The following is a 23,357-nucleotide window of genomic DNA, read 5'->3' as shown; positions in this document are numbered from 1 at the left end:
GCCGCGCCAGCCGCGCGGCGCCGGCCTCAAGGAAATCCCGAAGGAAACGGCATGTCGCAAAGCCCCGGGCCGCATTCGCTGGCCTATACCCACCTGATCGTGATCCGCCACGGCGAAACGGCCTGGAACCGGGAGCGCCGGCTGCAGGGCCAGCTCGACATTCCCCTGAACGAGACCGGCCGCGCCCAGGCGCGCGCGCTGGCCACGGCGCTGGCGGGCGAGCCGATCGATGCGGTCTATGCCAGCGACCTGTCGCGTGCGATGGAAACCGCTGCGCCGCTGGCCGAGGTGCTGGGGCTGCAGGTCCGCCCCGACGCGCGCCTGCGCGAGCGCAGCTACGGCACGCTGCAGGGCAAGACCTACGCCGAGGTGGCCGAGCACCTGCCCGAGGATTTCGCCCGCTGGCAGGCGCGCGTGCCGGACTACGCGCCGCCTGAAGGCGAGTCGCTGCTGGGCTTCCATGAGCGCGCGGTCGAGGTGGTGCTGGCGCTGTCGCGCCGGCATCCTGGCGAGCGCATCGCGCTGGTGGCGCACGGCGGCGTGCTCGACTGCCTGTACCGCGAGGCCACCGGCATGACGCTGGAAGCGCCGCGCCAGCATGAACTGCTCAATGCCAGCGTCAACCGGCTACGCAGCGACAGCACCCACCTGACGCTGGCGCAGTGGGGCGATGTCAGCCACCTGGAAAACCTGGCGCTGGACGAGGTGGACCGGCGCGTGCCTTAGCGCTACACGCGGACGCGGAACGGGGTGAAGTCGGTATTGCGGTCGAAATAATCCTCGTTCTCGGCCCGCTTCAGGAACCCCACCACCTTGTACGTCACCGGTGTCATCACCACTTCCCAGCCGGTCTTCAGCACGTACTGTGCCACCGCCACCTGGATCACCTTCTCCAGCGGCCAGATGCCGTAGAAGGCGATCACGTAGAACAGCGACGAATCGACCAGCTCCCCCGCCAGCGTGGAGCCGATCGTGCGTGTCCACAGCCACCGCCCCGAGGTCCACAACTTCATCTTGGCCAGCACGTAGCTGTTGGTGAAGCTGCCGCAGCAGAAGGCGATCAGCGAGCCGAGCGCAATCCGCCAGGTGTTGCCGAACACGTCCTGCAGGCTTTTCTGGTAGTCCGCCATGAAGGGCGCGACCGGCATGTTCAGCACCACCAGGCTCATGAAGGTGGCGAAAGCAAGCGCGGCAAAGCCGGCCCAGACCACGCGCCGGTCGCGGCCGTAGCCGTAGACCTCGGTCAACACGTCGCCGAAGATGTACGAAATCGGGAAGAACAGCACGCCCGCGCCAAAGGTCACCGTGCCGATCACGGGCAGCGTCATCTGCGCCGCCTTGGCCGCGCCGATCAGGTTCGAACACAGAAGCACGGTGACGAATGCCACCATGACGAAGTCATAGTAGCGGTAGACCCGGCCCGGTTGGGTCGTGCTGGCGGGGACGGCGGACATGGGGGCTCCCGGTCGGACGCGCTGGCGCGCGGTGTTTTGGGCGCGATTATGCCAGCGGGCCCCGGATTCCGCCGCGCCTGCCGCGGCGTGCGCAAGCGTTGCTGTGGCCGCCCGAAATGAAAATTCCCGGCCGAAGCCGGGAACTTCAGGTAGAGCGGCGCAGCCGGGTGGCCGCGTCAGATTTCCAGCTTGCTGATCTTGGCGCCGTTCACCGAGACGTCGAACATCAGGCCGGCATTGGTCTGCACGAAGGCAATCACCGGCTGCTGGCTGGTCAGGGTGTCGAGCCTGCCGTCCGCGCCGATCTTGGCCACCGCCACGTTGGCATCGGCGCCGGCGGTCCAGCCCTTGCTGGAAACAAACTTGTTGTAGGCCTCCGGGGTCATGAACATGATGATGACGGCCTTGGACTGCCCGCCGGCGGTCAGCCCGACCGAGGCCTGCGTCGTGCTGTAGTAGCCGACCGTCGCGCCCTTCGATCGCAGTGCACCCTCGCCGTACTCGCCGCCTACCACCAGGCCGGCCGAGATGACACGCGGGAACACCAGGACCCCTTGCGCACGCTGCGCCAGGTCGCGTGCGCCGGGGTTGGCGGAGAACAGCCGGTTCAGCGCTCCGTCCACCCCTGCATCGATTTCCTGCTTCTTCGCGACCGGGTCCTTCGAGGCGCTGGTGCCGGTGGTGGTGCAGCCTGCCGCCATTGCGGTGGCGACGAGCAGGCCCGATCCGGCAACCCGGGTAACAAAGTGGCGACGATTCATAGGTAACCTCCTGATGGGAAAAGTACCGCGTCTGGCTCAGTGGCTCAGTTGGCTGCGGCTGCCGCGGGTGCCTTGACCGTAATGGCCACGACTTCACGGTAGACGATCTTGGCCATCTGGCCCTGCTTGATGCCGTTCAGGTCGATGGCCGGGTCCTGCACTTTCACGGTGCGCAGCGTCTCGCGCGGACCGCGGAAGGTGATCAGGCGCTTGCCCGGGTCGACCTTGGTGATCTGTGCGGTCACTGTGGTGGTGATCTCGCGCATGATGCCGGGCTTGCCGCCTTCGGCGGCGCGCGTGGTGCGGTCGACCGATTCGGCCAGTGCGGTGGCCTTGCTGTCGACCGGCTCAAGCGCGGCGACCAGCGCGGCGCCACGCGCCACGGTGAGGATGTCGCCCTTGCGGATCTGGCCAAAGTTGCGGGCTTCGTCGCCAGCCACCAGTTCGACCACGTTGCCGCGCGGGCCCTGGACCAGCACGGCTTTGGATTCGGGGTCGATATCGACGATCTTGCCGCTGATGACCGCCTCTTCGGCCACGCCGACCGGCGCCGGCGGGCGCTGGGCGTTGGCACTGCCGGCGGCGAACGCGGTGGCGGCGAGGGCTGCGGCGAGCAGGCTGGACGAATGGCGAATCATTGGCTTTCCTTGACGTATTTGTGAAGGTGCCGTGCCTGGCGGGGCGCGGCCATCGCAGCACCGGGCCGGTGCCGATAAAGCCATTGTGGACAATCGGCCACGGGCCAGCAATCCACTTCGAAAAAATTTGGAGCGCGAAATTAAAACATTTAATTGGTGCTGCGCCGGGGTCCTGCCAAGGCGCTGTTGCTGCTTCGCAGCGAGCTGTCAGGCGTCGCCGAACAGCTCGCTGGCGCCGCTGCCTTGCGGGTTGGCCAGGCCGAAATGCCGGTAGGCGGCAGCCGTGGCCACGCGCCCGCGCGGCGTGCGCTGCAGGTAGCCTTGCTGGATCAGGTAGGGCTCGAGCACGTCCTCGATGGTGTCGCGCTCCTCGCCGATGGCCGCGGCCAGGTTGTCCACGCCCACCGGGCCGCCGCCGAACTTGAGCAGCACGGCTTCCAGCAGCTTGCGGTCCATCAGGTCGAAGCCGACGCTGTCCACGTCCAGCATGGCCAGCGCCGCGTCGGCCATGGCGCGGGTGATGTTCCCATCACCCTTGACCTCGGCGTAGTCGCGCACCCGGCGCAGCAGCCGGTTGGCGATACGGGGCGTGCCGCGCGCGCGCCGGGCGATCTCAAGCGCGCCCTGCGGGTCGATGCGGGCATGCAGCAGCTGCGCCGAGCGCGTGACGATGCGGGCCAGCTCATCGGCGGTATAGAATTCCAGCCGCGCCACGATGCCGAAGCGGTCGCGCAGCGGGTTGGTCAGCATGCCGGCACGCGTGGTGGCGCCCACCAGCGTGAACGGCTGCAGGTCGAGCTTGACCGAGCGCGCCGCCGGGCCCTCGCCGATCATGATGTCGATCTGGTAGTCCTCGAGCGCCGGGTACAGGATTTCCTCGACGACCGGCGAGAGCCGGTGGATCTCGTCGATGAACAGCACGTCGTTGGCTTCCAGGTTGGTCAGCAGCGCGGCCAGGTCGCCCGGGCGCTCCAGCACGGGGCCCGAGGTCTGGCGCAGGTTGACGCCCATCTCGCGCGCGATGATGTGGGCCAGCGTGGTCTTGCCCAGGCCCGGCGGGCCGAACAGCAGCACGTGGTCCAGCGCCTCGCGCCGGTTGCGCGCGGCGTGCATGAAGATATCGAGCTGCCCGCGCACCTTTTCCTGGCCGACATACTCGTCCAGCAGCTTGGGCCGCAGCGCGCGCTCGAACGCCTCCTCCTGCGACGAGGCGGGGGTGGCGGCAATTACGCGGGCGGGGGCGGCAAGCTTGTCAGTTTCGATCATGGTGGTCAGGGGCCCGGACAGCGGCAACAATCCGCCATTCTACGCGCCTATGCAGGTCTCAAGCCTTGGACAATGCCTTGAGCGCCAGCTTGATGCCTTCCGACACGCCGGTCCCCGCCGGCACCTGCTTGATCGCTGAGGCGGCTTCCTTCTCCGAGTAGCCCAGCGCCAGCAGCGCATTGAGCACGTCGACGGCGTTGTCCGGCACCGCCGGCGTGCCCGGCGCATGACCCAGCTCCGCGCCCAGCTTGCCCTTGAGCTCCAGCAGCAGCCGCTCCGCGGTCTTCTTGCCGATGCCGGGAATGCGCGTGAGGCGGCCGGCTTCCTGCAGCGTGATGGCCTGCGCCAGCTCGGGGACCGACATGCCCGACAGCACCGCCAGCGCCATGCGCGCGCCGATGCCGGTGATCTTGATCAGCTCGCGGAAGGTGTTGCGCTCCGATGCGGTGCCGAATCCGTACAGCAGGTGCGCGTCCTCGCGCACGATCAGCTGCGTCAGCAGCGTCACCGGCTGGCCGACGGCGGGCAGGTTGTAGAAGGTGCTCATCGGCACGTCCACCTCGTAGCCGACGCCGTGGCAATCGACCAGCAGGTGCGGGGGATTCTTCTCGATAAGGGTGCCGGCGATGCGTCCGATCATGGTGCGGAGGAGGGAATGGAAGGTGGGGTGTCAGGGAGGAGGCGGCCGCANGCAAGTGTAGCCCAGCGGCCGCCTGGCCGGGTCAGCGCGCCGGCGCATCCACCGCGCGCCGGCCCAGCGCCGGGTCGTCGGTGAAGAAGCCGTCGATGCCGGCCGCGATAAAGGCCTGCACCTCCCGCTCCATGCCGGACGGGCTGCGCGTGGCGTCGTCGCCGCCGGTCTGCAGCGCCTTGGGCAGGAAGCTGTTTTCCGGACGGAAGGTGTAGGGATGGACGAACAGCCCGGCAGCATGCGCCTGGCGCACCACCGGCGTCGGCGCAGCCAGCGCGCCCTGCGCATCGCGCGGCACCACGCTGCTCTTCTCGGGGCCGATGCCGTCGGCATAGGCCGCCACCTCGCGCAGGCCGGTCGCGCCCAGCATGTCGCCGAAGGTGCGGCCGTCGCCGGCCAGCTTCCAGTCGGCCGGGCCCTTGCGCGGGTTGCCGATGAGCTGCACCAGCTTCACGTTGGGCAGCCCGCTGCCAAGCGTGCGCCGCAGCGCGCGCAGGCTGCCGGTCTCGAAGCACTGGATAAACACGGGTGCATTGCGCAGGTAGGGATGTGCCCGCAGCGCGGCCACCAGCTTGTCCTCGAGCGGTAGCCCGATGCCGCGGAAGTAGCTCGGGTGCTTCAGCTCCGCGTAGATGCCGATGGGTTTGCCGGTGCGCAGCGCGGCCTGCTCGGCCAGGCGCACGATCTCGTCGAAGGTCGGCACCTCGAACTGGTCGTTCAGGCGCGCATTGTCCGGGCGCAGGCGCGGGATACGCTCACGCGCGCGCAGCGTCTTGAGCTCGGCCAGCGTGAAGTCTTCGGTGAACCAGCCGCTCAGGCGCTCGCCGTCGATCACCTTGGTGCGCTTGCGCTCGGCAAACTGCGGCAGCTCGGCCACGTTGGTGGTGCCGGTGATGTCGTTTTCGTGGCGCGCTACCAGCACGCCGTCGCGTGTCATGACCAGGTCGGGCTCGATGGCGTCGGCGCCGTCCTCGATGGCCTTGGCGTAGGCGGCAAGCGTATGTTCGGGGCGCAGCGCGCTGGCGCCGCGATGGGCGATCACCAGCGGTTTGGGAGGCTGGGTGGCGGCGGCCGCAGGCGCAGCGCTCGCGGCGGGTGCCGGCACCGGAGCCGCGGACACGGGCTTAGGGCGCGGCGCGGTGGCGCAGCCCGCGACCAGCGCGGCGCAGGCCGCGGCGGCCGGGAACAGCCAACGCCGGAAGGCAAGGACAGGGAAGAGGCTGGCGGGGCGCCGGCGCGGCGCGCTCAATCGGGACTGGCTAGGCATGCAGCGTTCCTGTGGTGAGACCAAGGCCCGATTGTAAAAGATGGAGAAGCGGGCACAGCAAGCGCCAGCCGCTGGCGTGCTCAGCCGACCAGCCGCCCGCGCCGCACGCGCATGCCTTTGCGCACCAGCTCGGGCGCCAGGCCCGACAGCGTGCCCAGGGTATCGCTGCCGTTGGCATGGCAGATCGCCACGCCAAGCGCATCGGCCGCATCGCTGCCGGGTTGGCCGGGCAGCATCAGCAGCCGCGTCACCATTTCCTGCACCTGCGCCTTGTTGGCGCGGCCATAGCCGACCACCGCCACCTTGAGCTGCAGCGCGGTGTATTCGAACACCGGCAAGCCGTAGCCCACCAACCCGCAGATCGCCGCGCCGCGGGCCTGGCCGAGCAGCAGCGTGGACTGCGGGTTGACGTTGACGAAGACCTTCTCGATCGCGGCGCAGTCGGGTGCATAGGTGCGCGACACTTCGCTGATGCCGTCGTAGAGCGTCTTCAGCCGTTCCGGCAGCGTTGAATTGCCGTCGCTCTTGATCGTGCCCGAGGCTACATAGGCAAGCTTGTTGCCGTGCTTCTCGATCACGCCGAAGCCGGTGGTGCGCAGGCCGGGGTCGATGCCTAGGATTCGCATTGGGTGGGTAGGGTGGATGCCGTCGATAGTGTATTGCTTTTTGCGCCGGCACCTAATGCAAAAAGCGGTTTCGCTTTCCCTTGGAGGAGAACGAAACCGCTTCGGGAGCCGGTGGTCTTGCCAGGCAAGACCGCAAGCCTGCCAGTGCTTAGTGGCGGAAGTGGCGCGTGCCGGTCACCACCATGGCGATGCCGCGCTCGTCGGCGGCGGCGATCACTTCGTCGTCGCGCATCGAGCCGCCAGGCTGAATCACGCAGGTCGCGCCCGCGTCGACCACCACGTCCAGGCCATCGCGGAACGGGAAGAACGCGTCCGAGGCCACCGCCGAGCCGGCCAGCGTCAGGCCGGCGTTCTGCGCCTTGATGCTGGCGATGCGGGCCGAATCCACGCGGCTCATCTGGCCTGCGCCGACGCCCAGCGTCATGCCGCCGCCGCAGAACACGATGGCATTGGACTTGACGAACTTGGCCACGCGCCAGGCGAACATCAGGTCGTCCATTTCCTTCGGGGTCGGGTGGCGGCGCGTCACCACGCGCAGCTCAGACGGCTGCACGTTCCTGGCGTCCGGGCTCTGCACCAGCAGGCCGCCGCCGACACGCTTGAAGTCATACTGGTTGATGCCCTTGCCCAGCGGGATCTCGAGCAGGCGCACGTTCTGCTTGGCCGCGAACACGGCACGCGCGCCGGCGCTGAACGACGGGGCGATCAGCACTTCGACGAACTGCTTGGCCACGGCCTGCGCGGCGGTTTCATCCAGCTCGACGTTGAAGGCGATGATGCCGCCGAAGGCCGAGGTCGAATCGGTCTTGAAGGCCTTGTCATACGCTTCCAGCGCATTCGCGCCCAGCGCCACGCCGCACGGGTTGGCGTGCTTGATGATGACGCAGGCGGCGCCGCTGGCGGCGTCGAACGACTTGACGCATTCCCAGGCCGCGTCGGCGTCGGCGATGTTGTTGTACGACAGTTCCTTGCCCTGCAGCTGAACGTAGTTGGCCAGCGCGCCGTCCACGGCCTTCAGGTCGCGGTAGAACGCGGCGGACTGGTGCGGGTTCTCGCCATAGCGCATTTCCTGCACCTTGTCGAAGGCCAGGTTCAGTGTCTGCGGGTAGGCACTGCGGGCCTGGTGCGACCTGTCGGCACCCAGGCTGGTCAGGTAGTTGGTGATGGCGCCGTCGTACTGGGCGGTGTGCGCGAACACCTTGGTGGCCAGGCGGAAATTGGTGTCGTAGCCGACGCTGTTGGCGTTGGCGCGCATTTCATCGAGCACCACGGCGTAGTCGGCCGGGTCGACGATCACGGTCACGTCGCGATGGTTCTTGGCCGCCGAACGCAGCATGGTCGGGCCGCCGATGTCGATGTTCTCGATCGCGTCGGGAAGAGTGCAGTCATCCTTGGCCACGGTCTGCTGGAACGGGTACAGGTTCACCACCAGCAGGTCGATGGTCGGGATGTCGTGCTCGGCCAGCGCGGCCATGTGCTCGGGCAGGTCGCGGCGCGCCAGGATGCCGCCATGCACCTTCGGGTGCAGCGTCTTGACGCGGCCGTCGAGCATTTCCGGGAAGCCGGTGTAGTCGGCCACCTCCGTCACGGGCAGGCCGCTGTCGGCCAGCAGCTTGGCGGTGCCGCCGGTGGAAAGCAGCGTGACGCCGAGCGCGTTCAGTTCGCGCGCGAAATCGACGATGCCGGTCTTGTCGGAAACGGAGAGTAGGGCTTGCTTGATCATGGCTGTGGGAGACGCTTCAAATTCAAAGTAAACCGTGCTGCTGCAGCTTCTTGCGCAGCGTATTGCGATTGATGCCCAGATAGGCGGCGGCCAGCGACTGGTTGCGCTCGGCGCGCATCATCACGGCTTCCAGCAGCGGCCGTTCGACCGCCTCGAGCACCATGTTGTACATATTCGACGGCTCTTCGCCGTCCAGGTCGCGAAAATAAGTGTCCAGGCTTTCCCGGATGCACTGGTCGATAGCGTTGCGGCTCATGCGGCAAGCAACTCCCCGTTTTTGTTGTTGTTCGCTTCGTCTTGGTCTTGTGCTGCGTCGTCCACGTACACCAGCCGGTCAGAGATCTGCGCCTGCTCGTCGAAGAACGCATTGACCGCCGCCAGTTGTTCGGCGGTGCTCTCCAGCGTGTTCATGCGGTGGCGGAACAGGTTGGCGCCGCGCAGCCCGCGCGTGTACCAGGCAATATGCTTGCGCGCGGTGCGCACGCCGGTGAATTCGCCATAGAAGGCGTAGTGGTCTTCCAGGTGCGCATTCATGATGGCGCGGATCTCGGCCACTTCCGGCGACGGCAGCATCTCGCCGGTCTTCAGGAAGTGCTCGATCTCACGGAACAGCCAGGGCCGGCCCTGTGCCGCGCGGCCGATCATGATCGCGTCCGCGCCGGTCAGCGCCAGCACTTGCTTTGCCTTCTGCGGCGTGGTGATGTCGCCGTTGGCGACCACCGGGATCGAGACTGCTGCCTTGACCGCGGCAATGGTCTCGTACTCGGCGTCGCCGTGGTACAGGTCGGCGCGGGTGCGGCCGTGGATGGTCAGCATGCTGATGCCCGCGTCCTCTACCATGCGCGCGATGCGCAGCGCATTGCGGTTCTCGCGGTCCCACCCGGTGCGGATCTTCAGCGTGACCGGCACCCGGTCGCCCACGGCGCCGACCACGGCCTGGACGATGCGCACCACCAGCGGCTCGTTCTGCAGCAGGGCCGAGCCGGCGGCGACGTTGCACACCTTCTTGGCCGGGCAGCCCATGTTGATGTCGATGATCTGCGCGCCGCGGTCCACGTTGTAGCGCGCGGCCTCGGCCATCATCGACGGCTCGGCGCCGGCGATCTGCACGGCGATGGGTTCGACCTCGCCGGCGTGGTTGGCGCGGCGCATGGTCTTCTCGCTCTTCCACAGCTGTGCATTGGACGCCACCATTTCCGACACCGCATAGCCCGCGCCGAGCTGCTTGCACAGCTGGCGGAAGGGCCGGTCCGTCACGCCCGCCATCGGGGCGACAAACAGGTTGTTGCGGAGTTGGTGAGGTCCGATCTGCACGGTTGGGCGGCGGTTCTGGGAGACCGTCCCGGTGACCGTAGCGCCCTCGCGGCGCGGATGGCGCCAGGGAAGGGATCGGGACAGCCTGCTCTGAGACGGAAGACGAAACGGAAAAACATGCCCCTGCCGAAACTGCTGCCGGCGTTGGATCGGGACATGTGCGAGGGCAGGATTCTACCGCCAAACCATCGCCATTGCCCAAGATTTGAGCATCCGGAGCGCAACCCGGCAGGGGCCGTGGCGCAAATGCCGCCACGCGCGTGGCGCTTGCGCCACTGGCCGAGGTCAGCGGCGCATCCCGAACATCATGTGGCGCGCCAGCGCATGCCGCAGTGGCGGCAGGCAGGCCAGCGCGGCCAGCGACGCGCCCCGCGCGTGCGCGGCCAGCGGGTAGTCGATGCCGAACACGCGCGGCAGCAGGTCGGTCACGCCGATGGTGACGGCGCGGTCGAGCCGGTGGCGGCTGGCGAAGGCTTGCAGCGCCTGCGGCGTGCAGGCGCTGCGCAGCGAATCGGCCAGTGCGAAGGCGTCGCGCAGGCCCAGGTTGAGTCCCTGTCCGGCCACCGGGTGCAGCGTTTGCGCGGCATTGCCGACCGCCGCCACGCGGCCGTTGACGGTCACCGGTGCAGCATTCAGGCCGAGCGGGAAGGCATGGCGCTTGCCGGCCAGCGTGAAATGGCCCATGCGGTCGCCAAAGGCCCGGCCCAGTTCCGCGGCGAACTCGGCTTCCGGCAGCGCGATGCGCCGCGCGGCCTGGTCCGGCGGACAGCACCACACCAGCGCATAGCCCGGCACGCCGTGCTCCTCGTGCGGCAGCAGCGCCAGCGGGCCTTCGTCGGTAAAGCGCTCCCAGGCCCAGCCCGGCTGCGGGCGCGAGCAGGCCACATGGGCGATCACCGCGGTCTGGCGGTAGTCGCGCGTGCGCGCGCCGCGGCCCTGGTGGGCGGCCTGCTGGTGGAACAGCCCGCCCTCGGCCTGCACCACCAGGCGCGCGGCCAGGTGCGCCACCTGGCCGTCGTGGCTGGTGCCGGCCAGTTGCACGGTGCCGGCATCGGGGTCGTCCGCGGCGCGCGGCGCGGGATCCTGTGCGATCTGGTCGATGCGGGTCTCGAACACGCGCTGCAGCCGGCCTTCGCCCGCCGCCTGCGCGGCATGGGCGAGCGCGCGCTCCAGTGCCTCGCACAAGTCGCCGTAGCGCACCACGTAGCCGAGCGCCGGCACGCCGTAGTCGTCATGATGCAGCCGGACATGACCGAAGCGGCCGCGCTGCGAGACATGGATGTGCTCGATCGGGCTGCCGGGCACCGGCCAGGCGCCAATCTGCTCCAGCAGCTGACGGCTGCCATGCGACAGCGCGATCGCGCGCGGATCGCGCGCCGCGCGCGCCGGGGTGGCGGCATCGACCAGTGTCAGGCGCCAGCCGGTAGTGCGCAGCAGCTGGCAGGCCAGCGCCAGCCCGACCGGGCCGCCGCCGACGATGGCGATATCGCAAAGGCCGTGGGAATCAGGCTGCGCGGCCGGCATCGTCGCTGCCTCCTGCATGACCCGCATCCGCCTCCGTTTGTGCTGCCGCATCGCGCTTCCAGCAGATCGCATCCGAGCGCGACTTGCCCGCCGCGGCGTCGCGCAGCGCGTTCTCGAGCTTCTGGTGGTTGAAACCCGGCAGTGCGCGCAGCTGCTCCAGCAGTGCCACATGGTTGGCGGCATCGAGCGGCACCACGCAGCCCTGTCCCGAATCGGGCGTGCCGATCAGGATCAGCCAGGCGGTGCCGGCCCAAGGCGCGCGGTCGGACACCCGCACCACCACGCGCTCGAGCGCGTCCCAGGCGACTTCCTCGCGCTGGCCGTCGGGGCGGTGCACCACCACGCGGTCGTCGTAGAGGTTGATGATGAACGGTTCGGACGGATCGGGCCGGCGGTTGCTGCCAGCATTGCTGCCGCTGCGGGCCTGGCCCGGAAAGATCCTGCGCAGCCAGCCGATCATCGCAGACCTCCGGCAGCGCTCGCGTTGTCGCGCATCAGCGCCTCGATCTCGTTGGCCAGCACCGGCACGCCGCGCGTGATCAGCTCGCAGTCGCCGTCGGTGACCACGGCGTCGTCCTCGATGCGGATGCCGATATGCCAGTAGCGCTCGGGCACGTCCTCGGCCGGGCGCACATAGATGCCGGGCTCGATGGTCAGCACCATGCCCGGCTGCAGCGGCCGCCACGGACGCTCGCCTTCGCCGCCGTGGCTGGCCACGCGGTATTCGCCCACGTCATGGACATCCATGCCTAGCCAGTGGCCGGTGCGGTGCATGTAGAAGCGGCGGTAGCTGCCGCTGGCGAGCACGTCGTCGAGCGTGCCCTCCTTGTTGCGGTCGAGCAGGCCGGTATCGAGCATGCCCTGTGCCAGCACGCGCACGGCGGCGTCATGCGGCACGTTGTAGGGCACGCCCGCGCGGGTCTCGGCAATGGCGGCATCCTGCGCGGCCACCACCAGGTCGTACAGCTCTCGCTGCGCCGGCGAGAAGCGGCCCGAGACCGGGAAGGTGCGGGTGATGTCCGAGGCGTAGCCGTCGAACTCGCAGCCGGCATCGATCAGGCAGAGGTCGCCGTCCCTCAGTTCAGCGGGGCCGGCGCGGTAGTGCAGCACGCAGGCGTTGGGGCCGGCCGCGACGATCGAGTTATAGGCCACGCTCTGCGCGCCATGGCGGCGGAATTCATAGAGCAGTTCTGCTTCCAGGTGGTATTCACGCAGCCCGGCGCGGGTGGCCTGCATGGCCCGCACATGGGCCCCGGCGGAGATCTGCGCGGCGCGGCGCATGGTGGCCAGCTCGCCCGCATCCTTGAACAGGCGCATTTCATCGAGCAGGGTGCGGATGTCGAGCGCGACCGACGGCGCGGCCACCCCGGCGCGGCCCTGCATGCGCACGGCGTCCATCCAGCGCCGCATCTGCACGTCGGTGCGGGTCGAGTCGGCCAGCGGGTAGGCGATCTGCGCGCGGTTGGCCAGCAGCGGCGGCAGCGCGGCGTCGATCTCTTCGACCGAATGCGCTTCATCGAAGCCGAACGCGGCGCGCGCGCCGTCCGGGCCGAAACGGAAACCGTCCCAGATCTCGCGTTCTTCATGCTTGGGGCGGCAGAACAGGATGCTGCGGTCGGCATCGGCGGGGTCGCCCGGCGCGCCGGCCACCAGTACCAGCACGGCATCGGGCTCGGTAAAGCCGCTCAGGTAATAGAAATAGCTGTCGTGCCGGTACGGGTAGTCGCTGTCGCGGTTGCGCATGGCTTCCGGCGCCGTGGGCAGGATCGCCACGCCGCCGCCGCCGGCGCGCAGGTGCTGCAGCACACGGGCGCGGCGGTCGCGGCAGGCGGCGAGGAGGGCGTTGTCGGGTGCGGACATGGTGGGGCCTGGGATGAGGGGGATCAGGGCGATTTTAACGCCGCTGGCGCTTTGCTGGCCGCGAGATCTTCCGGGCGCCTGGCCAGCCTGCCCCAGTCAGTCGACTTAGCGCCCGTGCGCCGCCACAGGCGCTGCTGCCGCAAGCGCCGCATCCAGCTCGGCCAGTTGCGCCGGCGTGCCCACGTTCTCCCAGCGTCCGTCGAAGCGTTCGCCGGTAGCGGCGCCGGCCTCGATGGCCTCCCAGTAGTAGGGTGTCATCGGCATTTTGGTGCCAGGTTCGATGGCGGTGAAGAGGCGTGTGTCGTACAGGCCGATATTGCCGAATGTCAGCCGTTCGCCACCGTTGGCCAGTGTCCCGTCGAGCGTCAGCAGGCCGTTCGGTTCCAAGGTGAAGTCGCCGTTCGGGTGAAAATCCGGGTTGGGCACCATCACCAGGTGCATGTGCGGGGCGGGCGCGCCGGCCATGTCGTGCGCGCGAGGCAACAGCCTGCGGAAGTCGTAGTCGCAGAAAATGTCGCCCGACACGGCCAGGAAGATCTCGCCACGCTCCGGGTGCGCAGACAGCAGCGGCAGGGCCTGTGCGATGCCGCCGGCGGTTTCCAGCGCAGTGCCCTCGGCAGAATAGGCCAGCCGCACGCCGAAGCGGCTGCCATCGCCCAGTACGCCTTCAATCTGCTCGCCCAGCCAGGCATGGTTGATGACGATGTCGCGCAGGCCGGCACGCGCCAGCGCCTCGATCTTCCAGACGATCAGTGGCTTGCCGCCCACCGCCAGCAGCGGCTTGGGGCAGGTATCGGTCAACGGACGCATGCGGTCGCCGCGGCCGGCGGCGAAGATCATGGCCTTCATCAGAACAGGGCCTCCAGGGCAAGCAGCGCGGCCATGCCACCGGCGATGGTCCAGCCCACGCTGCGGGTTCGAGCGGCGATCAGGATGGCCACCACGCCGGCCACCAGCCGCGCGTTGGCGGGGGTCAGGGCAAGCTCGCCATGCTGCATCAGCAGGTCAGGGGCGATCAGCGCCGACAGCATCGCTGCCGGCACGAACTGCAGCGCGGTGCGGAACCACGACGGCAGCCGCACGCGGCCTTCCACGGCGATGAACGACAGGCGGATCAGGAAGGTCGCCAGGCCCGCGGCAAGGAAGACCCACAGCAGGGTCATCGCACTCATGCGGCCTCCTTGCCGGCCGATCCGCCTGGATTGGCATTGGCACCACGGCTGGCCGGGCGTGGCCCGGGGCGGTTGCCGCGGCCCAGCACCAGCATGCCCACGGCAATGCCGCCGAGCGCCGCCACCATCAGCCCGAGCTTGTGCGGCAGGCTGTAGCAGGCCACCGCCAGCACGCTGGCGGCCAGCGCCGCGGCCACGTGCGAGCGGTGCTTCAGGCCCGGCACGATGATGCCGATGAAGGTCAGCGGCAGGAAGAAATCGAGCGGCCAGTCGCGCGGCACCTGGGCGCCGACCAGCACGCCAGCCAGCGTCGACAGCTGCCAGCTGGCCCACAGCGCGAAGCCGCCGCCGAAGTAGTACCAGTGGCGGTAGCGGGCGCGCGGGCCGCTATCAGCAAGCCGGTGCGTCATCGCGGCAAAGGCTTCGTCGGTCAGCAGGTAGGCGATCAGCGCCTTCCAGCGCCGCGGCAGGTGCGCGAGCGTGGGCGCGATGGTGGCTGAATACAGCGCGTGGCGCAGGTTGACCATGGCCACCGTCAGCGTGATCACCACTGCCGGGGTGCCGGCGGTCCACAACTGGGTCAGGATCATCTGCGAGGCGCCGCCGAACACAACCACGCTCATCGCGCAGGCCAGCCACGCCGGCATGCCGGCGCCGACGGCCAGCACGCCGTAGATCAGGCCGAACGGCACCACGCCCAGCAGCATCGGCGCGAGCGCGCGCGCGCCGGCCAGCCATTCGCCGGCGGCGGTGATGGCGGGCGCGTGGTGGTCGGGCAGAACGGGCTCGTTGTCGGGCACGGCGTCAGAACGTGTAGCCGGCCGGGCTGGCCACGCCTTCGAGCGCGTCCAGCAGCCGGATCAGCTTGCGCAGTTCGGTGTAGCGGCCGGCCACCTGGCGGGTGTATTTCATCACCAGCGGCAGGTTGGCCAGGTAGCCGTCCTTGCCGTCGCGGTGGTACAGGCGGGCGAAGATGCCCAGCACCTTGAGGTGGCGCTGCAGGCCCATCCACTCAAAATCGCGATAGAACTCGCCAAAGTCGGCGCTGACCGGCATGCCGGCCTTGCGCGCGCGCTCCCAGTAGCGGATCAGCCAGTCCAGCTGCTGCTCTTCGTCCCATTCGATGTAGGCGTCGCGCCACAGTGAGACCGCGTCGTAGGTGATCGGGCCGATCACCGCGTCCTGGAAGTCGAGCACGCCCGGGTTGGCGCCGCCGTCGAGCACCATCAGGTTGCGCGAGTGGAAATCGCGGTGCACGTAGACCTGCGGCTGCGCAAGGATATTGGTGAGTAGCGTTTTCGTCACTTCGTACAGGTCAGCCTGCTGGGCCTCGGTCAGGGTGGCGCCCAGGTGCCTGGCCACGTACCACTGCGGGAACAGGTCGAGCTCGCGCTGCAGCAGCGCGCGGTCGTAGGCCGGCAGCTCGCCGGGGCGGGTGGCGGCCTGGATGCGGACCAGCGCGGCGGCCGCGTCGGCGTACATGCCGTGGGCGGTGGAATCATCGAGCCGCGACAGGTAGGTCTGGTTGCCAAGGTCGGCCAGCAGCAGGAAACCCTGCTCCAGGTCCTGCGCCAGCACGGTCGGCACGGTCACGCCGGCCGCGCCGAACAGCCCGCACACATGGATGAACGGGCGGCAGTCCTCGTGCGCCGGCGGGGCGTCCATGACGATGGCGGTGGGATGCGCCGGATGGCCGGTGCTGACGCGGAAATAGCGCCGGAAGCTGGCGTCGGCCGAGGCGGGGGCGCAGGAATCGGGATCGGCCGACCATGTCGGGCCAAGTCCGGATACCCAGGCCTTGAGTTGGTCCAGGCGCGGGTCGTGGGGGAGAGCTGCCATACAGATACGTGTGGGGAACGGGCGCAGAGTGGAAACGTAAATGAAACCGAAAGTAAGCGGGAAGGGGACCCTAGGTTGCCCCGTATAATACCCGACCAGACCCGGGCGCCGGGCGGCCCCCGGGTGGGGCCATTCGGTGCCCCGCAGCCTGCTCCGGCGGGGGCTGGCGGCTTGCAGGCGGGCCGCAGCCGATGCCGAGACTGACAACCCGTGCGAATGACCGAACAACAACGATCACCGAACAACAGGGCCTTGCCTTCGCCTGCCCCAACCAGCGTTCCTGCCCGAGCCAGGCGCGCCGGCGGCCTGCACGCGGGCGCACTGCGGCCGCTGGTGCTGGCCATGGCCAGCCTGTCGGCCGGCGCACACGCGCAGATGTCCGGTTCGGCGATCCCCGATCTCGACCAGGTCGAGCCGGTGTTCGAAGCCGCGCCGAAAGCGCCGCCGCTCCCCGTGGAATCCGGCGAACTGGTGCCGCGGCTTGCCGAACCCGGCAAACAGTCTGACGCCGGCTCCGACGCCCCGACCTTTATCGAGGCCGACCGCATGACCGGCTACAGCGAGCGCGGCGTCGAGCTGGAGGGCCATGCCGAGCTGCGCCGTGACGGCGGTGCGATCAAGGGCGACAAGCTGACCTACGACCAGGACACCGACGAGGCCTTCGCGCAGGGCAATGTGCGCATGTCGCGCAGCGGCACGCTGGCGGTCGGCCCCGAGGCGCGGATGAAAGTCGAGGCCAACGAAGGCTACATGCTTTCGCCGGACTATTATTTCCAGCAGACCGGCGGCTCGGGCAAGGCCGAGCGCATCGACTTCCTGGACAAGGACCGCAGCACCGCCAGGCACGCGTCATACACCACCTGTTCGCCGGACAACGCCGACTGGTATTTCAGCGCGAACCGGATCGACCTGGACAACGACCGCCAGGTGGGCGTGGCCTACGGCGGCGTGCTGAATTTCTTCGGCGTGCCGATCGCGGCGGCGCCGGCGTTCAGCTTTCCGCTGAACGACGACCGCCGCAGCGGTTTCCTGCCGCCGCTGATGGGCTACGGCTCGCGTTCGGGCTTCGACCTGACTACGCCGTACTACGTCAATATCGCGCCGAACCGCGACCTGACCATCTATCCGCGGCTGATGACGGAGCGCGGCCTGCAACTCGGCGGCGAGTACCGCTACCTTGGCCAAGGCTACAACGGGCGCCTGCGCGCCGAGTTCCTGCCGGACGACAAGAAGACCAATTCAGACCGCTGGGCCTACTCGTTCCAGCACAACCAGAACCTGGCCAAGGGTCTCAACGCCTACCTGAATCTGAACCGGGTGTCGGACGATCAGTATCCGGACGACTTCAACCGCAGCGTGGCGCAATCTACGCTGCGCCAGTACGCGCAGGAAGGCGGCGTTACCTACAACTGGCAGGATTTCACGGTGCTGGCGCGGGTGCAGAAGTTCCAGACGCTGCGCCCCAGCGAGCCGTCGTACGAGCGCGTGCCGCAGCTCAACGGCAAGTACATCCGCTATGACCTGGGCGGCTTCGACGTGCAAGTGGAAGCGGACTACACGCGCTTCCGCATTCCGCTGACGTCCACCGGCCTCCAGCAGCCGCAGGGCGAGCGCATGTTTATCCAGCCGAGCATCAGCTACCCGATCGTGCGGGCGGGCTGGTACGTGACGCCGAAGGTCACCTTCAACGCGACGCAGTACCAGATGGAGGCGGCCTCGAGTACGCCTACGGCGCAGAATAACTTCTCGCGCGTGCTGCCGACCATGAGCCTGGATTCGGGCATGACGTTCGAGCGCGAGGCACCGACGGTCAGCCGCCTGTTTGGCGTGAATTATGTGCAGACGCTCGAGCCGCGGCTGTTCTATGTGTACACCCCGTTCCGCGACCAGAGCCAGTTCCCGCTGTTCGACACGGTGCAGTCCGACTTCGGCTACGGGCAGATCTTCAGCGAGAACCCGTTCACCGGCTACGACCGCATTGCCGACAACAATAAGCTGACCGGCGGCCTGACCACGCGCCTGATCGAAGCCGACACCGGCATCGAGCGCTTCCGCGGCACCATCGCGCAGCGCTACGACTTCACCGGCCAGCGCGTGCAGATCAACAGCACGCTGGCGGATCCCAAGGCGGGTTTCTCGGACCTGCTGGCGGCCACCACCATCCAGATGTTCCGCGGCTATTACCTGGACGCGGGGGTGCAGTACAACCCGGACAGCGACCGGATCAACTACGGCAACGTGGCGGTCTCTTACCGGCCCGAGTCGCGCAAGGTGATTAACGCAGGCTACCGCTACCGCCGCCCGACCTCGGTGACCGACAACACCGCGATCGACCAGTTCGAGGTGTCAAGCCAGTGGCCGATCACGCGGCGTGCCTACGGCATTGCACGCTTTGCCTTTGACCTGGCCGCGAGCCAGATGGTCGATGCGCTGGCCGGCGTCGAGTACGCCGCCGACTGCTGGGTCGGCCGCGTGGTCTACCAGCGCTTCCGCAACACCACGGATGGCTACACCGGGCGGGTCTTCCTGCAGGTGGAGTTCCGTGGCCTTTCCAAGATCGGTTCCAACCCGTTGAATATCCTGCGCCTGAACGTGCCCGGCTATGAGCCCGTGTCGGCCAAGCCGGTGCCGACGACCCAGTTCGATCACTATGAATGACGGATTACGATGAAACGTCAAGAATTCGCCGTGTTTTCCTTCCTCCTGACGTCCTGGCACCGCTTGCTGCTGCCGGCCGTGCTGGCCGCCATGACGGTGCCGGCTGCCGCGCAGCTCAAGGCGCCCGGGACGGCGCCGCGCTCCAGCGGCATCTTCGTGCCGCAGGCGTCTGACGTCGCGGCGCCGTCGAGCCAGCCCAAGCTGGGCGTGCCGCCGGCCGGCGGCCAGAAGCGTTCGCAGCTGGTCGACGAAGTGGTCGCGGTCGTCAACAACAGCGTGATCACGCGGCGCGAGCTGCTCGACCGTGCCGATGAAATCGAAGGCCAGCTGCGTGCCGCCGGCCGCCCGGTGCCTGCGCGCGCCGACCTGCTGGGCGAGGTGCTAGAGCGCCTGGTGATGGAGCGCGTGCAGACCCAGGCCGCACAGGAAGCCGGCATCCGCGTGACCGACCAGGAAATCGACCGCGCCATCGAATCGGTGGCGCAGCAGAACCGGCTGAACGCGACCGAGCTGCGCCGCCGCGTCGAGGCCAGCGGCATGACCTGGACCAAGTACCGCGAGGAACTGCGCAAGCAGGTGCAGGTGATCCGCCTGCGCGAGCGCGAGGTCGATTCCAAGGTGCAGGTCTACGACGGCGAGATCGACAACTACCTGGCGGCCCGCGGCGGCCAGGGCGCCGCCAGCGGCCCGACCGAATACAACGTGGCGCAGATCCTCGTGCGCGTGCCCGAGAATGCCTCGGACGCACAGAAGCAGGCGCAGCGCGCCAAGGCCGAAGGGCTGCTCAAGCAGGCCCAGGGCGGCGCCGACTTCGCGCAGCTGGCGCAGGCCAATTCCGAGGGCGCCGAGGCGGCCCAGGGCGGTGCGATGGGCTTCCGCGAGATCGGCCGCCTGCCGGCACAGTTCGCCAACGCCGTGGTCGACCTGCAGGCTGGCGCAGTGGCGCCGCAGGTGGTGGAAAGCGCCGCGGGCTTCCATGTGGTCAAGCTGGTGGCCAAGCGCGCGGCGCCGGCATCGAGTCCGGCCGCGGCCTCGAAGATCACCCAGACCCAGGTGCGCCACATCCTGATCCGCACCGGCCCCAACATGCCCGAGGCCGAGGCGCGCCGCCAGCTCAGCACGCTGCGCGACCGCATCACCCACGGCGGCGACTTTGCCGACGCGGCCAAGCGCTTCTCGCAGGACGGCTCGGCGCAGAACGGCGGCGACCTCGGCTGGGTCTCGCCGGGCGAGCTGGTGCCCGAGTTCGAGCAGGCCATGGGCCGCCTGCGCCCGAACGAGATCTCGGAGCCGGTGGTCACGCAGTTCGGCGTGCACCTGATCCAGGTTCTCAACCGGCGCGAGACCGAGATGTCGCCCGAGAAACAGCGCGACTTCGCCCGTGCCGAAGTCCGCGAACAGAAGCTGCGCGCAGCCTATGATGACTGGGTGCGCCAGCTGCGTTCGCAGGCGTACGTGGAGTACCGGGTCAACCGGCAGCGCTGAAGCGCCGGCCCCCGATCCGCTGACCTGACATGCCCGACCCGCTAGCCCTTGCCATCTCGACCGGTGAACCCGCCGGCATCGGTCCCGATATCACCATCGGGGCGTTGCTGCAGCTGGCGGGCGCCAACAATGGCGTCGGCGGCGGGCAATACCGCTTCCATGTGCTGGGCGATGCCCGCCTGCTGGCCGATCGCGCCGCAGCGCTGGGCGCCACGCACGCCTGGGAGCGGCGCATTGCCGACGGCGACGTGGTGGTCGAGGACATCCCGCTGGCGGTCGCGTGCGAGGCCGGGCGGCTCGACGCGCGCAACGGCCCCTATGTGCTGAAGCTGCTCGATGCCGCCATCCGCGGCTGCCGCGCGCGCGGCAAGGCCGCGCCCCGGTATGCCGCAATGATCACGGCGCCGGTGCAGAAGAGCACCATCAACGACGCCGGGGTGCCCTTCACCGGCCATACCGAATACCTGGCCGAGAGCGCCCGCGTGCCGCGCGTGGTGATGATGCTGGCCGGCCCGCAGCCGGCGCACGACGGCGCCATGCTGCGCGTGGCGCTGGCCACCACCCACCTGCCGCTGCGCGCGGTGCCCGATGCGCTGTCGGTGCCGCTGCTGGTGCAGACGCTGTCGATCATCGATGCCGACCTGCGCCGCTACTTCGGCATCTCGCGGCCGCGCATCCTGGTCACGGGCCTGAACCCGCACGCCGGCGAAAGCGGCCATATGGGCCGCGAAGAGATCGACATCATCACACCCGCGCTGGCGCAGGCAAAAGATGCCGGCATCGACGCGCGCGGGCCCTTTCCGGCCGACACGCTGTTCCAGCCGCGCCACCTGCGCGATGCCGACTGCGTGCTGGCGATGTACCATGACCAGGGGCTGGCGCCACTGAAATACGGCACCTTCGGCCACGGCGTGAATATCACGCTGGGGCTGCCCTTTATCCGCACCTCGGTGGACCATGGCACCGCGCTCGACCTTGCCGGCACCGGCCAGGCCGAACACGGCAGCATGATCGAGGCCATCCGCAGTGCGGTCACCATGGCCGGCCACGCCAATGGCCGGCGCCCTGGCAGCAACGGTGCCACGGGCAGCCATCCTGGCCACACCCATTCCGGCCCGCAGCCGCCAGGCTGAAGCTGGACGAATAACCCATGCGTTCAAACGTGCACCAGGGCCATGTGGCCCGCAAACGATTCGGGCAGAACTTCCTGGTCGACGACACCATCATCCACGGCATCGTCAATGCCATCAGCCCGCAGGCCGACGACGTGCTGGTCGAGATCGGTCCCGGCCTGGGTGCCCTGACCACCCCGCTGCTCGAACGGATTCCGCAGATGCAGGTGGTGGAGCTGGACCGCGACCTGGTCGAGCGCCTGCGCCGCCGCTACGGCGAGCGTCTGCAGGTCCATGCCGGCGACGCGCTGGACTTCGACTTCGGCAAGCTGGAGGTGCCAGGACGGCCGCTGCGCATTGTCGGCAACCTGCCGTACAACATTTCCAGCCCGCTGCTGTTCCACCTGATGGACTTCGCCGACCAGGTGCGCGACCAGCACTTCATGCTGCAGAAGGAAGTGGTGGAGCGCATGGTGGCCGAGCCCGGCAGCAAGGCCTTCGGGCGGCTGTCGATCATGCTGCAGGTCCGCTACTACATGGAGCATGTGCTCGACGTGCCGCCGGGCAGCTTCAACCCGCCGCCCAAGGTCGATTCCGCCGTGGTGCGCATGATCCCCTGGCCGCGCCACCTCGATGGCCGGCTGCGTTCGCCGCATGCCGATTGCGACATCACCGTGCTGGGCGACGTGGTTACCGCGGCGTTCTCGCAGCGGCGCAAGGTGCTGCGCAATACGCTGTCGTTCCTGCGCGACCAGGTCGACTTCGACGCGATGGGCTTCGACCTGGGCCGCCGTGCCGAGGAAGTGCCCGTCGGCGAGTATGTCGAACTGGCCCGGCGCCTGGGTGGTACGCCATCCGGCCAGGCCGGACAGGCCGCTTGAGGCCCCCGCATCCCGAATCCCGAATTTCCCGCGACTATTTCGTGCAAGACCGTCCCATGACAGCCCAGACCCAAACCAACCGGCGTCCCGTGATCCTGACCGGCGACCGTCCCACCGGCCCGCTGCACCTTGGCCACTACGTCGGCTCGCTGAAGAGCCGCGTGGTGCTGCAGGACTCGCATGAGCAATACGTGCTGCTGGCTGACACCCAGGCCATGACCGACAACGCGCACGATCCCGACAAGGTGCGCCGCAACGTGCTGGAAGTGGCGCTGGACTACCTGGCCGTGGGCATCGACCCGGCCAAGACCACCATCACCGTGCAGTCGCACCTGCCGGCGCTGGCCGAACTGACGCTGATGTACCTGAACTTCGTCACGGTGGCGCGGCTTGAGCGCAACCCGACCATCAAGGAAGAGATCCAGGCGCGTGGCTTTGGCCGCGACATCCCGGCGGGCTTCCTGTGCTACCCGGCATCGCAGGCCGCGGACATCACCGCCTTCAAGGCCCATGTGGTGCCGGTGGGCGAAGACCAGGCGCCGCTGATCGAGCAGACCAACGAGATCGTGCGCCGCATCAACCACCAGGTCGGCCGCGAAGTGCTGCCCGAATGCAAGGCCCTGATCCCCGAGTTCGGCCGCCTGCCTGGCGTGGACGGCAAGGCCAAGATGAGCAAGTCGCTGGGCAACGCGATCGCGCTGGGGGCCTCGCCCGAGCAGATCAAGGCCGCCGTGCACAGCATGTACACCGACCCCAATCACCTGCGCGTGTCGGACCCGGGCCAGGTCGAGGGCAACGTGGTGTTCACCTACCTGGATGCGTTCGACCCCAACACCGAGGAAGTCAAGGCGCTGAAGGAGCACTACCAGAAGGGCGGCCTGGGCGACATGGTGCTCAAGCGCCGCGTCGAGGGCGTCCTGCAGGACATGCTGGCCCCGATCCGCGCGCGCCGCGAGGAACTTGCCAAGGATCCGGACTATGTGTTCGACATCCTGCGCCAGGGCACTGCGAAGGCGCGTGCACTGACCCAGCAGACGCTGGACGAAGTGCGCGACGCGCTCGGCATGTTCTCGTTCGAGGCACGCC

General features: G+C 68.5%; 23 protein-coding genes. 6 read left to right on the top strand and 17 right to left on the bottom strand.

The window, feature by feature from the left end; genetic code table 11:
- Positions 1-51 precede the first annotated feature (51 nt).
- Complete coding sequence (locus tag CF68_RS26375; RefSeq protein ID WP_035824657.1) at positions 52-726, top strand: histidine phosphatase family protein; 675 nt, start codon at positions 52-54, stop codon at positions 724-726.
- A gap of 2 nt (positions 727-728) precedes the next feature.
- On the opposite strand, the gene CF68_RS26370 is transcribed toward CF68_RS26375, so the two are convergent.
- The 17 genes from CF68_RS26370 to CF68_RS26290 all read right to left on the bottom strand — a co-directional run bounded on the left by CF68_RS26370 (position 729) and on the right by CF68_RS26290 (position 16,135).
- A complete protein-coding gene (locus CF68_RS26370) occupies positions 729-1,454 on the bottom strand; it encodes a queuosine precursor transporter (protein ID WP_035824638.1) in 726 nt (241 codons plus the stop codon).
- A gap of 176 nt (positions 1,455-1,630) precedes the next feature.
- Entirely contained in the window at positions 1,631-2,215 is a 585-nt protein-coding gene (locus CF68_RS26365) for a YSC84-related protein (RefSeq protein WP_035824636.1), read from the bottom strand.
- 44 nt (positions 2,216-2,259) lie between these two features.
- Entirely contained in the window at positions 2,260-2,853 is a 594-nt protein-coding gene (locus tag CF68_RS26360; protein ID WP_035824633.1) for a hypothetical protein, read from the bottom strand.
- Between the two features lie 207 nt (positions 2,854-3,060).
- On the bottom strand, positions 3,061-4,119 hold the full coding sequence (gene ruvB / locus CF68_RS26355) for a Holliday junction branch migration DNA helicase RuvB (RefSeq protein WP_035824655.1): 1,059 nt from the start codon (positions 4,117-4,119) through the stop codon (positions 3,061-3,063).
- A gap of 58 nt (positions 4,120-4,177) precedes the next feature.
- Positions 4,178-4,759: a Holliday junction branch migration protein RuvA gene (ruvA, locus tag CF68_RS26350; RefSeq protein ID WP_035824631.1), complete on the bottom strand. Its 582-nt coding sequence runs from the start codon at positions 4,757-4,759 to the stop codon at positions 4,178-4,180.
- 82 nt (positions 4,760-4,841) lie between these two features.
- Positions 4,842-6,077, bottom strand: coding sequence for a glycerophosphodiester phosphodiesterase (locus CF68_RS26345; protein WP_084187442.1), 1,236 nt, complete (start codon positions 6,075-6,077; stop codon positions 4,842-4,844).
- A gap of 80 nt (positions 6,078-6,157) precedes the next feature.
- Positions 6,158-6,703, bottom strand: coding sequence for a crossover junction endodeoxyribonuclease RuvC (gene ruvC / locus CF68_RS26340; RefSeq protein WP_035824629.1), 546 nt, complete (start codon positions 6,701-6,703; stop codon positions 6,158-6,160).
- 148 nt (positions 6,704-6,851) lie between these two features.
- Positions 6,852-8,426, bottom strand: coding sequence for a bifunctional phosphoribosylaminoimidazolecarboxamide formyltransferase/IMP cyclohydrolase (gene purH, locus CF68_RS26335; RefSeq protein ID WP_035824627.1), 1,575 nt, complete (start codon positions 8,424-8,426; stop codon positions 6,852-6,854).
- A 22-nt stretch (positions 8,427-8,448) separates the two neighbouring features.
- Positions 8,449-8,682: a Fis family transcriptional regulator gene (locus CF68_RS26330; RefSeq protein ID WP_035824625.1), complete on the bottom strand. Its 234-nt coding sequence runs from the start codon at positions 8,680-8,682 to the stop codon at positions 8,449-8,451.
- The gene (gene dusB, locus CF68_RS26325) at positions 8,679-9,740 is read right to left on the bottom strand and encodes a tRNA dihydrouridine synthase DusB (protein WP_035824623.1); all 1,062 of its coding nucleotides are present in this window, start codon (positions 9,738-9,740) and stop codon (positions 8,679-8,681) included. Before dusB ends, CF68_RS26330 begins: the two co-directional genes overlap by 4 nt.
- 285 nt (positions 9,741-10,025) lie before the next feature.
- A complete protein-coding gene (locus CF68_RS26320; RefSeq protein WP_084187440.1) occupies positions 10,026-11,264 on the bottom strand; it encodes a UbiH/UbiF/VisC/COQ6 family ubiquinone biosynthesis hydroxylase in 1,239 nt (412 codons plus the stop codon).
- Positions 11,245-11,724: a hypothetical protein gene (locus CF68_RS26315; protein ID WP_035824619.1), complete on the bottom strand. Its 480-nt coding sequence runs from the start codon at positions 11,722-11,724 to the stop codon at positions 11,245-11,247. Before CF68_RS26315 ends, CF68_RS26320 begins: the two co-directional genes overlap by 20 nt.
- Complete coding sequence (locus tag CF68_RS26310; protein ID WP_035824617.1) at positions 11,721-13,124, bottom strand: aminopeptidase P N-terminal domain-containing protein; 1,404 nt, start codon at positions 13,122-13,124, stop codon at positions 11,721-11,723. The genes CF68_RS26315 and CF68_RS26310 overlap by 4 nt, the downstream gene beginning before the upstream one ends.
- A gap of 105 nt (positions 13,125-13,229) precedes the next feature.
- Positions 13,230-13,973 (bottom strand): N-acetylmuramate alpha-1-phosphate uridylyltransferase MurU, encoded by a 744-nt coding sequence (gene murU, locus CF68_RS26305; RefSeq protein ID WP_035824616.1) that lies wholly within the window; start codon positions 13,971-13,973, stop codon positions 13,230-13,232.
- Positions 13,973-14,296, bottom strand: a complete 324-nt coding sequence (locus CF68_RS26300) for an AzlD domain-containing protein (protein ID WP_010813881.1) — start codon at positions 14,294-14,296, stop codon at positions 13,973-13,975. Before CF68_RS26300 ends, murU begins: the two co-directional genes overlap by 1 nt.
- Entirely contained in the window at positions 14,293-15,096 is an 804-nt protein-coding gene (locus tag CF68_RS26295) for an AzlC family ABC transporter permease (RefSeq protein ID WP_035824613.1), read from the bottom strand. Before CF68_RS26295 ends, CF68_RS26300 begins: the two co-directional genes overlap by 4 nt.
- 4 nt (positions 15,097-15,100) lie before the next feature.
- The gene (locus CF68_RS26290; protein WP_035824611.1) at positions 15,101-16,135 is read right to left on the bottom strand and encodes an aminoglycoside phosphotransferase family protein; all 1,035 of its coding nucleotides are present in this window, start codon (positions 16,133-16,135) and stop codon (positions 15,101-15,103) included.
- A 216-nt stretch (positions 16,136-16,351) separates the two neighbouring features.
- Here CF68_RS26290 and CF68_RS26285 point away from each other — a divergent pair, with 216 nt between their 5' ends.
- The 5 genes from CF68_RS26285 to trpS all read left to right on the top strand — a co-directional run.
- Positions 16,352-18,793 carry an LPS-assembly protein LptD gene (locus CF68_RS26285; protein WP_035824609.1) on the top strand — a complete coding sequence of 814 codons (2,442 nt, stop codon included), beginning with the start codon at positions 16,352-16,354 and terminating at the stop codon, positions 18,791-18,793.
- A 9-nt stretch (positions 18,794-18,802) separates the two neighbouring features.
- Positions 18,803-20,278 (top strand): peptidylprolyl isomerase, encoded by a 1,476-nt coding sequence (locus CF68_RS26280; RefSeq protein ID WP_035824607.1) that lies wholly within the window; start codon positions 18,803-18,805, stop codon positions 20,276-20,278.
- A gap of 29 nt (positions 20,279-20,307) precedes the next feature.
- Positions 20,308-21,411: a 4-hydroxythreonine-4-phosphate dehydrogenase PdxA gene (pdxA, locus tag CF68_RS26275; protein WP_035824604.1), complete on the top strand. Its 1,104-nt coding sequence runs from the start codon at positions 20,308-20,310 to the stop codon at positions 21,409-21,411.
- Positions 21,412-21,428: 17 nt separating this feature from the next.
- A complete protein-coding gene (gene rsmA, locus CF68_RS26270) occupies positions 21,429-22,271 on the top strand; it encodes a 16S rRNA (adenine(1518)-N(6)/adenine(1519)-N(6))-dimethyltransferase RsmA (protein ID WP_035824601.1) in 843 nt (280 codons plus the stop codon).
- A gap of 56 nt (positions 22,272-22,327) precedes the next feature.
- Positions 22,328-23,357, top strand: a 1,030-nt coding sequence (gene trpS / locus CF68_RS26265) for a tryptophan--tRNA ligase (protein WP_063832588.1), incomplete at its 3' end; no start/stop codon positions are given.

It is taken from the genome of Cupriavidus sp. SK-4 (assembly GCF_000611125.1).
GTDB classification, from domain to species: domain Bacteria; phylum Pseudomonadota; class Gammaproteobacteria; order Burkholderiales; family Burkholderiaceae; genus Cupriavidus; species Cupriavidus necator.
This window is presented reverse-complemented; position numbering and strand designations above follow the sequence as displayed.